The organism is Neptuniibacter sp. 1_MG-2023 (assembly GCF_030547185.1).
In the GTDB taxonomy this organism is placed as follows: Bacteria; Pseudomonadota; Gammaproteobacteria; order Pseudomonadales; family Balneatricaceae; genus Neptuniibacter.
In genome coordinates, this window is the sequence record NZ_JAUOQR010000005.1 from 194,939 (window position 1) to 208,356 (window position 13,418).

At 40.9% G+C, this 13,418-nt stretch carries 12 protein-coding genes; 6 read left to right on the forward strand and 6 right to left on the reverse strand.

Annotated features, from left to right (window positions below):
* Positions 1–11: 11 nt before the first annotated feature.
* From Q4492_RS08260 to Q4492_RS08270, 3 genes are all read right to left on the reverse strand, one after another.
* Positions 12–464 (reverse strand): polymer-forming cytoskeletal protein, encoded by a 453-nt coding sequence (locus Q4492_RS08260; protein WP_303416839.1) that lies wholly within the window; start codon positions 462–464, stop codon positions 12–14.
* On the reverse strand, positions 407–1,360 hold the full coding sequence (locus tag Q4492_RS08265) for a M23 family metallopeptidase (protein ID WP_303416841.1): 954 nt from the start codon (positions 1,358–1,360) through the stop codon (positions 407–409). Before Q4492_RS08265 ends, Q4492_RS08260 begins: the two co-directional genes overlap by 58 nt.
* Before the next feature lie 168 nt (positions 1,361–1,528).
* Positions 1,529–2,317, reverse strand: coding sequence for a TIGR00266 family protein (locus Q4492_RS08270; protein WP_303416843.1), 789 nt, complete (start codon positions 2,315–2,317; stop codon positions 1,529–1,531).
* Between the two features lie 475 nt (positions 2,318–2,792).
* Between Q4492_RS08270 and bktB the strand changes: the two genes are divergently transcribed.
* Positions 2,793–3,977, forward strand: a complete 1,185-nt coding sequence (gene bktB / locus Q4492_RS08275) for a beta-ketothiolase BktB (protein WP_303416844.1) — start codon at positions 2,793–2,795, stop codon at positions 3,975–3,977.
* A 92-nt stretch (positions 3,978–4,069) separates the two neighbouring features.
* On the opposite strand, the gene ppnN is transcribed toward bktB, so the two are convergent.
* Together ppnN and cobB are read right to left on the reverse strand one after the other, a co-directional pair.
* A complete protein-coding gene (gene ppnN / locus Q4492_RS08280; protein ID WP_067864259.1) occupies positions 4,070–5,461 on the reverse strand; it encodes a nucleotide 5'-monophosphate nucleosidase PpnN in 1,392 nt (463 codons plus the stop codon).
* A gap of 230 nt (positions 5,462–5,691) precedes the next feature.
* The gene (cobB, locus tag Q4492_RS08285) at positions 5,692–6,402 is read right to left on the reverse strand and encodes a Sir2 family NAD+-dependent deacetylase (RefSeq protein ID WP_303416848.1); all 711 of its coding nucleotides are present in this window, start codon (positions 6,400–6,402) and stop codon (positions 5,692–5,694) included.
* A gap of 291 nt (positions 6,403–6,693) precedes the next feature.
* On the opposite strand from cobB, the gene Q4492_RS08290 reads away from it, so the two are divergent.
* From Q4492_RS08290 to Q4492_RS08300, 3 genes are all read left to right on the forward strand, one after another.
* Complete coding sequence (locus Q4492_RS08290) at positions 6,694–8,088, forward strand: PhoH family protein (protein ID WP_303416850.1); 1,395 nt, start codon at positions 6,694–6,696, stop codon at positions 8,086–8,088.
* 168 nt (positions 8,089–8,256) lie between these two features.
* A complete protein-coding gene (yidD, locus tag Q4492_RS08295) occupies positions 8,257–8,547 on the forward strand; it encodes a membrane protein insertion efficiency factor YidD (RefSeq protein WP_067864248.1) in 291 nt (96 codons plus the stop codon).
* A 144-nt stretch (positions 8,548–8,691) separates the two neighbouring features.
* Positions 8,692–10,890: a hypothetical protein gene (locus Q4492_RS08300; RefSeq protein ID WP_303416852.1), complete on the forward strand. Its 2,199-nt coding sequence runs from the start codon at positions 8,692–8,694 to the stop codon at positions 10,888–10,890.
* An 85-nt stretch (positions 10,891–10,975) separates the two neighbouring features.
* Here the strand turns inward: Q4492_RS08300 and Q4492_RS08305 are convergent, their stop codons facing one another.
* Positions 10,976–11,782 (reverse strand): mechanosensitive ion channel family protein, encoded by an 807-nt coding sequence (locus Q4492_RS08305; protein ID WP_067864242.1) that lies wholly within the window; start codon positions 11,780–11,782, stop codon positions 10,976–10,978.
* Positions 11,783–11,852: 70 nt separating this feature from the next.
* Between Q4492_RS08305 and Q4492_RS08310 the strand changes: the two genes are divergently transcribed.
* Together Q4492_RS08310 and Q4492_RS08315 are read left to right on the forward strand one after the other, a co-directional pair.
* The gene (locus Q4492_RS08310) at positions 11,853–12,605 is read left to right on the forward strand and encodes a TIGR04211 family SH3 domain-containing protein (protein WP_303416855.1); all 753 of its coding nucleotides are present in this window, start codon (positions 11,853–11,855) and stop codon (positions 12,603–12,605) included.
* A 533-nt stretch (positions 12,606–13,138) separates the two neighbouring features.
* Positions 13,139–13,381: a GrxA family glutaredoxin gene (locus Q4492_RS08315; RefSeq protein WP_067864239.1), complete on the forward strand. Its 243-nt coding sequence runs from the start codon at positions 13,139–13,141 to the stop codon at positions 13,379–13,381.
* Positions 13,382–13,418 lie beyond the last annotated feature (37 nt).

A 13,418-nucleotide genomic window follows, 5' to 3' on the forward strand; every position in this document is an offset into this window, starting at 1 on the left:
TAAAGAACAACTCAGGAATCCGATTTACTATCTAAAACCACTTTATCAGGCAAGGAATCAATCGCATCCATACCCGTTTCTATTTTTTTACTGTCATCAGTTAACGCAGATACCTCTTTAAGACGGCGTTCTCCTAAAAAACATCCCTGCGGATGAATCGACATCTGCTTACTTTCAACCGTCGCACGCACCTGACCACCTGAATCTATATGAAGGTCATCACAGATGACTTCACCTTCAAGTAATCCACAAACATCAACGGCACGTGCCTTAATTAGACCGCGCACATGACCTGTTTTACCAATTGAAATATTATCTAACGAGCTAACATTACCTTCAAAAATGCCATCAATATGCATTTTTCCAATAATGCTCATATCGCCGCAAAACTTATTTCCTTCAGCAATTATTGTAATAGCTGACTGTGTTGATTTAGTGGATACATTTCTTTTAAGGATGCCCATTTAACGCCCTTAACCTTTGTAAACAAAGAGTCAAAATTTGTTATATTCCAAGAGAGAAAGGGTTCAGGGTCTATAGCTGTAAACAAGTGCCTTATCTCATAATGTAGATGAGGCCCAGTTGTCATACCTGTATTCCCACTATTCCCTATCAGTTGTCCCTTACTGACAAACTCTCCACTTTTTACTTTAATTGCATCCAGATGCGCAAAGTACGTTTTAAAACCAAAATTGTGTTGCAATATTATTAGTTTGCCAAAACCGCTACGTTCATTATAACCAGCATATTCTACAACTCCGTCAGCGGTTGCATAAATTGGCGTGCCCCTATTCGCTTTAAAATCAATTCCTTGATGCACTACCCGTTTCTTTCTAACCGGATGTATACGCGGCCCAAACTTATCCGATATACGAATGGCCTGTATAGGCACACCGTTAGGGATACTATGCAAAAAGAATAACCGTTTATTAGCCTCTATAGTTAATTGCTCAGCTCTCAACGGGTCAATATTCGTTTGATGTTCCACCCCCAATAGATCCTCAAGCCCATAAAGCGAACTATCTAAAGTAGAGTTTAATTCACCCATACGAATGTTTTCTTCTTCTAGTTTATCTCTCTCATGCTTAAGGGAGCTTAGCGATAAACTTAAATTCTTTAGTTCATCAATATATAACTGTTGGGAGCCCACCATCATTTCGTAACTTTCACTTAGCTCTTGATGATCCTCTTCAAGGTCGGCTAAGTTATCAGTTTTAACAACAAGCAAAGCATTAGAAACAAAAAAGCTGGCCGCAGACAATATAATAAAAATGAACAATAGGTACTTGGCCACTTGGCTAATCGTATATTGGCGTGACCCATAAACGGTTGTCAGCGTTATAACCAGTTTATTTCTCAAGTTAATACCTGTAACTATGCGTCTTTTTTACAAAGAACTAATCGACAAAAATCAAAGCAAACAAATATACCGATTTTCATACTATTGTCATAGTATTATAGGGGATTAATCCACCTCCCCCATTTCGATAATCGCTAAGCAAGCCAAGTTCCAAGAAATGAAAAACGCTTATTTACCGTCCAGCATTCGACCTAAACCACCTAAAACGGACCCCTCTCCTTTATCAGAACCCCCCGACGATGGTGCAGATGCAATCAAGCGATCAGCCAACCGCGAGAAGGGTAAACTTTGCACCCAAACAGACCCCGTACCTCTGAGTGTAGCCAACCACAGACCCTCACCACCAAAGATCATAGATTTAAGCCCTTTCACCATCTCGATGTCATATTCAATTCCATCGGTAAAACCAACTAAACAACCCGTATCAACACGCAACACCCCGTTATTCAGTTCCTTTCTAACAACAGTGCCCCCCGCTTGGACAAACGCCATGCCATCCCCTTCGAGCTTTTGTAAAACAAACCCTTCACCACCAAAAAAGCCCGCACCAATTTTTTTCGAGAAAGCAATTTCAACCTTAGTTCCTAAGGCCGCACAGAGAAATGCATCTTTCTGGCAGGTGATTTGATCACCGTAATCCGCTAAATTAAGCGCAACAATACTACCTGGATAAGGTGCTGCAAAAGCCACTCGACGTTTACCCGAGCCTTCATTACCGAAATGGGTCATAAATACAGACTCACCCATAACCATACGTTTACCCGCAGAGAATAATTTCCCCATCAACCCTTGATCCGGTTCAGAGCCATCACCCATCTTCGTTTCGAACGTGATGTCCTCCTCCATATAATTCATCATACCCGCCTCGGCAATCACCTTTTCACCGGGATCTAGCTCCACTTCAACAACCTGAAGCGCTTCACCTATAATTTCATAATCAACTTCATGACAACGCATTTCTCGCTCCTTTCCAGGTACTCTTTTGTAAAATAGTGGGGCGTTGTAGATTTGATCTAAATAAAAAACAACGCCGTTAAAATCGATGGACAGTAAACCAATATTCCCACTTAAAGGGCAAGACCCATTTAACTTTCGTGCCTCTTCACTATTTATCCATAGGCTAAAAACCAAAAGAGTTGTTACTCTTTTTTCTACACCTATCCCCTAGCGGAACCATAACAACAAAAAATATCATTCGAGCACTCTTCCAAAAGCATTTCACTAAAAACAAAAAAATTGTGTTTAGGTCTTAGACATCAGTCTAAAAAAGACTCAAATGTAAAACCAATGTCTTATACCAAGGCTTACTTTTGTATATCTACCCACCAGATTGCGGTGCTATGGTGAAGATAGAAAGTTTCTTGGTAGCGGTAATCTAATAATGAAGCAAGCGACTTTCTCTCCTCAACTAAAATAAATAAGGCATATAAAAATGACCCAAAGAGAGATCGTGGTACTGAGTGGCGTGCGTACAGCTATTGGTAGTTACGGCGGAAGCTTAAAAGATATCCCACCCTGCCAAATGGCCGCAGAATGTGTTGCAGAAGCCGTCAAGCGTGCCGGCATAGCGCCCGAAGATATTGGCCACAGCGTGTTTGGTAATGTGGTTCATACTGAACGTAGAGACATGTATTTAGGCCGCGTAGCGGCTGTGAATGGAGGGCTTACACACGAAACCCCTTCACTCACGTTAAACCGTTTATGTGGCAGTGGCTTACAAGCAATTATTACCGCAGCTCAACAGATAGAATTAGGCGTTTGTGATGCTGCGGTAGCTGGCGGTTCAGAATCCATGAGTAGAGCTCAATATTGGATGCCCTCTGCGCGCTTTGGTCTTCGTATGGGTGATGGGCAAATACTTGATGCTATGGTTGGTGCACTTACCTGTCCATTTGACGATAATCACATGGGAATTACAGCTGAAAATGTTGCTGAAAAATGGGGCATCAGCCGTGAAGATCAAGATGATTTAGCGGTACTTAGTCACAATAGAGCTGAAGCTGCGATAAAAGCAGGCACCTTTAAAGAGCAAATCCTACCGATCAATGTCAAAGTTAAGCGCGAAATGGTGCCTTTCGATACAGATGAGCACACACGCCATGGCTGCACTTTAGCTGATATGCAGAAGCTTCGTCCTGCCTTCAAAAAAGAGGGATCAGTCACGGCAGGCAATGCCTCTGGCCTTAATGATGCTGCCGCCGCCGTTACGCTTATGGCGGCTGACGTTGCTAAAGCAAAAGGATTAAAGCCTATGGCTAAACTTGTCGGCTACGCTTTTGCTGGTGTCGAACCTAAATATATGGGCATAGGCCCAATCCCTGCGGTTAGAAAGCTACTCGCAGATGCTAATTTGGATGTTTCGGATATTGATGTTTGGGAAGTCAACGAAGCCTTCGCCGCGCAAGCACTCGCCGTATGTCGCGATTTAGATTTACCAACAGATAAAGTCAATATCAATGGATCCGGTATCTCTTTGGGCCACCCTATAGGCGCCACAGGTGCAATTATTACCGTAAAAGCACTCTATGAGCTGCAGCGTTCAGGTGGCCGTTATGCTGTAGCCACTATGTGTATCGGTGGCGGCCAAGGGATTGCAGCTTTATTTGAAAGACCTTAATGATCAACTAATTAACTAGTTATTTATACATACTAAAAGCCGGATAAGTATCCGGCTTTTTTATATCTAAAATATATATCCCACCCTGACTCTCAAACCGCAACGGCTTCAGATTCTGGGCGTAAACGGTAACAGGGTTGATACTCTTGATAGTTGATTTTCATTCGTCGTTGAGCAACAAATGATTCTAGTAATTGATCCAAAGGAGCCATAATCGCTTCCTCACCACATATTTCAAACGGTCCATTTTCCTCAATAGCACGAATCCCAGGCTCTTTAACATTACCTGCAACAACACCAGACAGGGCCCGACGTAAGTTAGCTGCCAATTCAAAGTCTGGCTGATCTTTCATCAGCTTTAATCCCGCCATATTTTCATGGGTTGGCTCAAATGGCTGCTGAAAACTTTCTGGAATATATAACTGCCAGTTATAGTGGAACGACTCACTGGTTGCTTTTCTATAACGAGTCACTTGCTCCAAGCCTTCTCTCATGACCTCTGCAACATCATGGGGATCATCAATAATAATTTGATAGCGTTTACTTGCCTCATCACCTAAGGTCGCTTTAATAAAAGCATCCACTGTAGCAAAATAATCTTCACTACCTTCCGGCCCCGTTAGTACTAATGGGAAAGGCAAATTATGGTTTTTTTCATGTAATAAAATACCTAAAATATAGAGAATCTCTTCTGCCGTTCCTGCACCACCGGGAAATACAACAATCCCATGCCCTAAACGTACAAATGCCTCTAATCGTTTCTCAATATCAGGCATAATAATAAGTTCATTAACTATAGGGTTAGGACTTTCCGCGGCAATAATACCTGGCTCAGAAATCCCCACATAACGACCATTTTTTATGCGCTGTTTAGCATGAGAGATTGTCGCGCCTTTCATTGGCCCCTTCATCGCTCCAGGGCCGCAACCTGTGCAAATATTCAACCCTCGCAAGCCCATCTCATAACCAACTTTTTTTGTGTATTCATATTCAGGACGCTCTATTGAATGACCTCCCCAACACACAACTAAATCAGGCTGTATATGGGGGCGTATGGCATCCGCATGGCGAAGAATATGAAAGACTCTATTCGTAATGGTGTCTGACTCACTTGCCCCTGGGCAGCATTCATCTACTTCAGAACCTACATACAGCAGGTCTCTTAATACAGAGAATAGATGCTCTCTGATACCTGTAATGATTTCACCATTCACAAACGCAGCCGCAGGGGCATTAAGTAGTTCAAGCTGAACACTGCGATGTTTTTGGCTAATTTTTATATCAAAGTTACTAAATTTATCTAACACCATTTTGGTGCTATCAAGTGCACTACCACTATTTAAAACGGCTAAACAGCACTGGCGAAACAAACGATAAAGCCCGCCTTGACTCACATCTTGAAGTTTAGCTATCTCATAGGGAGATAACGTATCCAGGCTCTCTAATGGAGTAATACTGGTGGTTACGTACTTTTCTGCCATCATAATGACCATCTCCTGAATCGAGAAATATCTATATCAACTCGATTTACATCAAAAACATATGGATCTATCTTAGTTTTAAATTTTGCTTGTTACAGTGATATGAAAATACATAGCAATATTTACAACCTAAGTCTTATTAAGGTTCTTAACTCATAAAATAAAAGAACCCGTTTAACTATAGAACAGAAAACAGAAACCCACAAAAAGCCATTCTAAATCAAAAACCTAGTTTAAATCTGGCAAAGGATTTCATTAACAAATTCAGGCACTATTTCACTTGCGGGGCCATAAATCTTATGATCAAAAACCGTTCCCACCCTAGATGGTTCAAGATTAAGCTCAACCGTTAATGCACCTGCAGCATTAGCAATCTCAACAAAACCGGCAGCAGGATAAACATGCCCAGAAGTGCCAATAGAGATAAATAGATCACACTGCTCCAACGCATTATAGATCTGCGGCATATGCATAGGCAGTTCACCAAACCAGACAATATCTGGCCGTAAGTTCCCTGATGACCCACAACATTGACAGAGATCTTCTGGCTGTGAGTCTTGATCAATCCTGTAAATAACACCTGTTTCTTTGCAGCGTAAATTTAATAACTCACCATGCATATGTAGGAGGTTTCTACTTCCTGCCCGTTCATGCAAGTTATCAATATTCTGGGTAACGACTAAAACTCTGCCCGAAAATTTCTCTTCTAACTCAGCTAACGCATAATGACCTAAGTTAGGTTTTATCTCAGGTGACAATAGCTGATTACGGCGTTCATTATAAAAACGATGGACTAATCGAGAATTACGTTCAAACGCTTCAGGTGTCGCCACATCATCGACTTTATGATCTTCCCATAAGCCATCTGAGGCGCGAAAAGTCTTAATACCAGACTCTGCAGAGATACCCGCACCGGTCAATATCACTATAGATTCAATCGCCATATTAATTTCCTTGCAACAATTTGCCTCTTGTCATACTACAGCAACATATGTATTACTAGACTATGTGGAGTTGGCTACTTAGAAATTAGCGCGATAAATCTCATCGACTAAGATAAAAGTAACCAATCAATCAGCCTACAACTGAGAAACCCTAGTGGATCAAACGGACTATAACGTTTGCAGCATAACAAGAAGAATTGTGGCACCTAATCCTAGGCTTCGTCGCACTCGCCCTGACGTGAATCAACCTCTGGTTTGCATTACTCCCCTCGGCTATAGAAGGAACCGGCTATGACCGCCTCTAAACTCTATATTCTCGACACCAACGTTTTACTTCATGACCCTAAATGCCTTTATGAATTCAAAGAACAGGACATCACTATTCCGATGACTGTTTTAGAAGAGTTGGACGATATAAAGGATAGAAAGAAAAATGTTTCTCAAGAAGCACGAGCAGCGATACGTGCTATAGATGACATCATCACCCACGCTAAAGATGCGGCTCAAATCACCAAAGGCGTAGATATTATTACCCCTCTGTCTAGCGCTAACAGTGATTATAAATTAGGACAATTGAGCATTTTCCCTGATCATGAACTTACCGCACGACAAGGCTTCCTACCGCAGAACTCCAACAAAGATAACCAGATCATTAACTGCGCGTTGCACTTACAAGCAACAAACCCTCACCGTGAAACTATTCTGGTCACAAAAGATATCAATATGCGCCTCAAGGCATTGGGCGCGGGTCTAAAAAAGGTTGAAGATTATAGAACCGATCAACTCGTTTCAGATATTGATCTTTTACCGGCAGGCCACTACAACATTGAGGGTAATTTCTGGGAGCAAGTTGAAGATGTCACTAGCTATCAAGAAGACACCCACACCTACCATCAAATAGGCCAAGAGGTGTTACCCAACACCTACCCTTGCGAATACCTTTACGATGATACAGAAGAGTTTGCCGCACGCGTCACCTCGGTTCGTGATGGCCAAGTTACACTTCGCGATTTAGGCGTAGACAGGCTAATGCAGCAAAACTGTTGGGGAATTGAGCCCATCAATATTTTCCAAGCCTTTGCCATGAACGCAGTCTTAGATCCTGATTTAGATCTGGTTATTCTTAATGGTGCTGCAGGCTCAGGTAAAACATTAATGGCCCTCGCCTGTGCCCTTGAAATGGTTATCGAACAACGCCGTTATAATAAGATTATTGTGACGCGATCAACACCACCTGTGGCTGAAGATATAGGTTTCCTCCCAGGAACAGAAGAGGAAAAAATGACCCCTTGGTTGAGTGCAATTCAAGATAACCTTGAAGCTATGCATGAGAACGATGAACGCCCTCAAAGCAGTGTAAAATATGCTATCGAGAAGGCAAACATCCAATTTAAATCACTCAACTTCATTCGTGGACGAAGTATTCAGGACGCAATTGTTCTTCTGGATGAAGCCCAGAATTTAACCCCTTCACAACTTAAAACGATAGTAACCCGTTGCGGTAAAGGCTCGAAAATTATCTGCTTAGGTAATTTAGCGCAGATCGATTCCAACTATTTAACCCCACTAACCTCAGGTTTAACTTATTTAGTGGAACGCTTTAAAGATTATGAAGGCGCCGCCAACATTCATCTTGAAGGTATTTTCCGCTCACGTTTAGCTGAATATGCAGAAGAACATTTATAGTTAACATAAACCAAAGGTGTGAAAAATAGACACCTAGTACCTAGCCTCACAACCCTAATATGATTAATTTAGGGTTGTGAGCTAAACAGCACAATCTTTACATTAACAAAACCTTATATATTGCGTTTTACGCTATATTGAATAGCTCAATTCAACTAGAATGGTGGGATGAGTACTTTTTTAAAAAATATCCTAAGCAAATTATTAATTGGCTTAGTCAACATTTATCGCTACTTGATCAGTCCCGTGATTGGGCCCCGTTGCCGTTTTTATCCAACCTGCTCAAGCTATATGATTGAAGCCATTCAAGTGCATGGACCGATTAAAGGTACATGGCTTGGCATCAAACGGCTTGGCCGCTGTCACCCCTATAATGACGGAGGCTATGATCCGGTTCCTGATAGCTGTTGTGAACAACATAAACATACAAAAGATGATAGCAATACAAAGCAAATCTAAAGATTTCCATTTATTTAAAGCCTAACCCTTCCTTTTGGACCTTTAGTGCAAGACATCTATAATTATTAATCTCAACCTCTTTAGCCCACAAGATATAGGGTTTAATATAACGACACTTCACAGAGATAGATTGAGCTGGGTAATATGTTCACACCGCTATCCGTTATTCTTTATATTAGCTTATATGTAGGTCTGCTTTTTTCTATTGCTCAGGTAGTTGAAAAACGCATCCAAAACAAACCTAAGCCCACATCAAGTAGCCCTTGGGTTTACGCATTATCCTTAGCTGTTTACCACACATCTTGGACCTTTTATGGCAGTGTAGGTTTTGCTGCATCTTCCGGCTTACTATTTTTAGGTGTCTATGGTGGGGCCCTGATAGGGATTATTTTCTGGTGGATTACGCTTAAACGCATGATTCAAGTGAAAGAAACATTCAGAATTACCAGTATCGCTGACTTTATCTCTACCCGTTATAACCGTTCTCAAAAGATCGCTGCAACAGTTACCCTCATCGCCCTAATCGGTATTGTTCCTTATATCGCTCTACAACTTGAAGCTATCATTAGCTCATTTGAACTGATCACTAATAGTCCTAACAGCGGCTCGCAGCATGATTTAGCGGGCTGGACCGTTACACTCTTCATGATAGGTTTTACCATCATTTTTGGTGTTCGAAGGCTTGACCCAACAGAACGCCACCAAGGAATGATGGCTGCACTAGTTGCTGAATGCCTAGTGAAACTCATTGCATTTATAGCTGTAGGTATTTTTGCTACCTATTATTTATTCGATGGATTTGGCGACATCTTAAACCGTCTAAAAGACGCAGACTTAGAGCATGTTGCCAGCTTTACAGCCACTAAAGACAGCGGGCTGATGTGGGCCACACTACTGATCTTAAGCTTCTCAGCAATACATAACTTACCTCGACAGTTCCATGTATCTGTTATCGAAAACGCCAATCACCGGCATATCAAAACAGCCATGTGGGTATTCCCACTTTATATGGTGTTAATCAATTTGTTCGTTGTGCCTATCGCCGCTGCCGGCTTACTAATGGGAATGCCTTCAGAATCAGCCGACTTTTTTGTGTTACTTCTCCCTCAACAATCCGGTAGTAGTGGTCTCACACTATTAGCCTTTATTGGTGGTTTTTCAGCGGCAACAGGGATGATTATTATTACCACAATGACGCTTTCAACTATGGTGTCCAATCATCTAATTCTACCTATATTGGAAAGAATTCCTCCCCTACAGTTTATTCGGAGCTACTTATTACAACTGCGCTGGTTGGTTGTTGCCCTTATTTTAATGGGAAGCTTGTTATTTGCTAACGAGTTCTCTGATGCTTATATATTAGTAGCCATTGGGCTTATCTCGTTTACTGCTGTTCTACAATTTTCTCCCGCTTTATTTGGTGGTATTTTCTGGAAAAAGGGCAATAGTCTCGGTGCCCAATTAGGCTTACTTTCTGGCTTTTGTATATGGTTTTATAGCCTTTTGGTTCCCACATTTATTAAGCAAGGGTGGTTTTCAGAAGACCTATTAACCAATGGGCCTTGGCATATACAAGCACTGAGACCTGAAGCACTTTTTGGACTTGAGGGTTTACACCCGATTACCCATGCGGTTTTTTGGTCTATGGTATTTAACATCGGCTGCTACATTATCGGCTCTCTAATCTTTAGCCCAAATAAAAGCGAAAGAAACCTTAGAACTGAATTTATCAGCTCGATGACCACAAGGAAAAAACGTAAGGCACGCCCTACAGGATTAGACGCTTACATCCCTTTACAGCTTAAAATTGAAGAAGCAAAAAGCCTCTTATCAAATTATATTGATGAAGAGAAAGCGACCAATGAAGTACTTACCATCGCCGAAGATTTACAAGTCTCTAAAAAAGAAACTATCACCATTATAGAGCTCGTCGAGTTCCATCGCATGGTGGAGCATGTGCTCGCAGGCTCTCTAGGTGCAGCCAGCGCACATAATGCTATAGAGAACACGATCCGCTACAACCAACGTGAAGAAGCTGACTTAAAGGCCTTATACAGCCATATATTCTCTGAGCTACAAACAACAGAGAAAGATAGCGACAGTGATAGCAGTGTCAGCATGACAAGCTTTGGCTTGATCGAAGAGCTACAGACACAGCTCGATAAACTAGAAGACAAAACAGCACGTCAGCAGGAAACTATTGATCAACTCGAAGATAAAATTGAAGCCCGTTATCAGGAAATAATGAAATACCGATTGGAATCACAAAAGATCAAACAGGAAAATTTATTGTTAAGCAAAGAACTTAAGTTATTAAAAGGTGATGAGGAAAAGAATCCATAACTTAAAATCATTGTTGTTTTAGAATTTATGTAAAAAAAGAGCCTCAAATGAGGCTCTTTTCAATCATAAGAAAAATACTTAGAAACTAAGCTTCTTCTTGTTTATGCATATGAACGTCCATTTGAGGGAAAGGGATACTAATACCTTCCTCATCAAAACGTAATTTAACCGCTTCAGTTGTGCCCCAAAGCACTGCCCAGTAATCAGCAGAGTTGACCCAAGGACGTACAACAAAATTAACACTACTATCAGCCAATTCTGATACAGCGATAACAGGTGCTGGATCTTTTAGAATACGGTCATCTGCAGCAATGATCTCAGCTAATACTTCTTTTGCCTTGCGTAGATCATCATCATAGCCAATACCAAATACCATATCGATACGACGTGTATCACGCGCAGAGAAGTTAGTGATTACGCCGCTATAAATAGCACCATTTGGAACGATAACTTCACGGTTATCACCTGTACGCATAATCGTGTTGAAGATCTGGATATGCTCTACCACAGCAGAAACACCCGCAGCCTCAACAAAATCACCTTCACGGAAAGGTTTAAAGATCACTAGCATAACGCCAGCTGCGAAGTTCTTCAGAGAATCCTGAAGAGACAAGCCAATAGCTAAACCTGCAGCACCAACCAAAGCGATAAGTGATGTAGTATCAACACCTAAATGGCTTAATGCAGCAACAATTACAAAAAGTAGCATCACAACATTAGCTATAGATGTGATGAAGTTAATCAACATATCGTCAAGCTTAGATTTACGCAGAACGCGTTCTAACAGTTTTATCAGCTGTTTAACAACCCAGCGACCGATAAAAAAGATAGCAAGCGCAATAAGAATATCTACGATCCATGGAAAGACGTAGGCGTCAAAGAAATTTTCCATTTAGTTCCCCTGAAGAATTAATTACTATTTTTTAAACGATTAAAAAATAAAGTGAACGAATTAAAACAATATGAATCTTAACAATAGCCAAACAGGCATACTGAGGCTGTCTCGCTTCTTGGTAATACGTAACTTTACCTCACTGTTTAGTCAGTTATGGAACTTTTTACGTCTTTACTTACAAAACAACCTGTTAAGCAGCCAGTTTAATCCGTACAATATGACAAATTCTAGTGTTCAAACAACTGTATCAATGAAAAAGTTAATTCTAGCCACAATTCTACTCTTTTCTGCCTCCGTCCATGCTGAAAAAGGTCATATTGCCGATGACGCAATGATCTATGTTCATAATGGCCCGAGCAATCAATATCGTATTATCACACGCATCCCCAGTGGTAGCTCTGTTGATATACTAAAACGAGATCCAAAGACGAAGTATGTCCAGATACGTATGTCTAAGGGGCGCATAGGTTGGGTTGAACCGACCGCTGTAGACCCAGGCGATAGTATCTCAGTTCGATTACCGAAGCTCCAAAGCAGTCTTGAAGAAAGCCAAATCACAGTCGCTGAGCAAGCCGCTAAAATAGAGACACTGCAAAGTGAATCAGGTGGTATGCGCGAAAAGAATCAGCTTCTAACCAGTGAAGTAGCAGAATTAAATGCGACCATCAAAGAGCTTAATTTTAAAATTGAGTCTAGCGATGAAAGCAATCTAATGCGTTGGTTTACACATGGCGGTCTAGTAGCTTTAGGGGGTGTAATTCTAGGTTTGATTCTCCCATACTTTCCTAAACGAAGAAAACGGAAAGATGAGTGGTTTTAAGCTGTATATTTGAGTCATAAAAAAACCAGGTTTATTTGCCTGGTTTTTTTATATTTAACCCACAAAGGCATTGACATAAGTTAAAGATTAATGACGAAAGCATTAATGCTCCAAAACTTAGCAATTTCCTTTTATATACATTAAAAAACAAGAATATACCTTTAAAATCAACAAGATAAATAGCTGGTTATTTTTTAACCAGATATGAGATAGAGCCATTTTATAGGGGCTTAAGTTGCTTTCCCAAGGGTTGTTTACAGGGTTATCCACAGACACTGGGGACAAAGTGGTTAAGCCCAATAACCATCCCTGATTGAACCCCTTATTGCACTGCACAAGATTACTCACACTTATAAGTGTCCAGCAAAAGTTAGAGGTTAGCGCACCAATATAGTTCTGCTTTTGCACCAAAATTAATGACCAAATTATTTGATTTAGAAAAACAATCGAGAAGATTAATAGATCTAATTAGTCATCCCTATAAGAAGCTGTTTCAATACACTCAACTTAAATATTAGAAGGAAGGTCCAGCAATGAAACGTATTACTATTTTTGGTCGTGAAGGTTGTGGTTTCTGCGTAAGAGCAAAAGAGCTATGTGAAATAAAAGGTCTGGACTATCGTTACATTGATATTCATAAAGAAAATATCAGCAAAGAAGACTTAGAAAAAACAGTAGGCAAACCTGTTGAAACTGTTCCTCAGGTATTTTGCGGCCAAGAGCATATTGGTGGTTTTACTGAGCTGGAAGCGTTTCTGACTCAAGCTGGCGTTTAAAAATAAAATATTACCCCAATATAGTAATAGAAGCCGT

Coding starts and splice junctions, on each gene's coding strand:
- Q4492_RS08260 (WP_303416839.1), bottom strand. CDS start 464: ATGGGCATCCTTAAAAGAAATGTATCCACTAAATCAACACAGTCAGCT.
- Q4492_RS08270 (WP_303416843.1), bottom strand. CDS start 2,317: ATGCGTTGTCATGAAGTTGATTATGAAATTATAGGTGAAGCGCTTCAG.
- bktB (WP_303416844.1), top strand. CDS start 2,793: ATGACCCAAAGAGAGATCGTGGTACTGAGTGGCGTGCGTACAGCTATT.
- ppnN (WP_067864259.1), bottom strand. CDS start 5,461: ATGATGGCAGAAAAGTACGTAACCACCAGTATTACTCCATTAGAGAGC.
- cobB (WP_303416848.1), bottom strand. CDS start 6,402: ATGGCGATTGAATCTATAGTGATATTGACCGGTGCGGGTATCTCTGCA.
- Q4492_RS08290 (WP_303416850.1), top strand. CDS start 6,694: ATGACCGCCTCTAAACTCTATATTCTCGACACCAACGTTTTACTTCAT.
- yidD (WP_067864248.1), top strand. CDS start 8,257: ATGAGTACTTTTTTAAAAAATATCCTAAGCAAATTATTAATTGGCTTA.
- Q4492_RS08300 (WP_303416852.1), top strand. CDS start 8,692: ATGTTCACACCGCTATCCGTTATTCTTTATATTAGCTTATATGTAGGT.
- Q4492_RS08305 (WP_067864242.1), bottom strand. CDS start 11,782: ATGGAAAATTTCTTTGACGCCTACGTCTTTCCATGGATCGTAGATATT.
- Q4492_RS08310 (WP_303416855.1), top strand. CDS start 11,853: ATGAATCTTAACAATAGCCAAACAGGCATACTGAGGCTGTCTCGCTTC.
- Q4492_RS08315 (WP_067864239.1), top strand. CDS start 13,139: ATGAAACGTATTACTATTTTTGGTCGTGAAGGTTGTGGTTTCTGCGTA.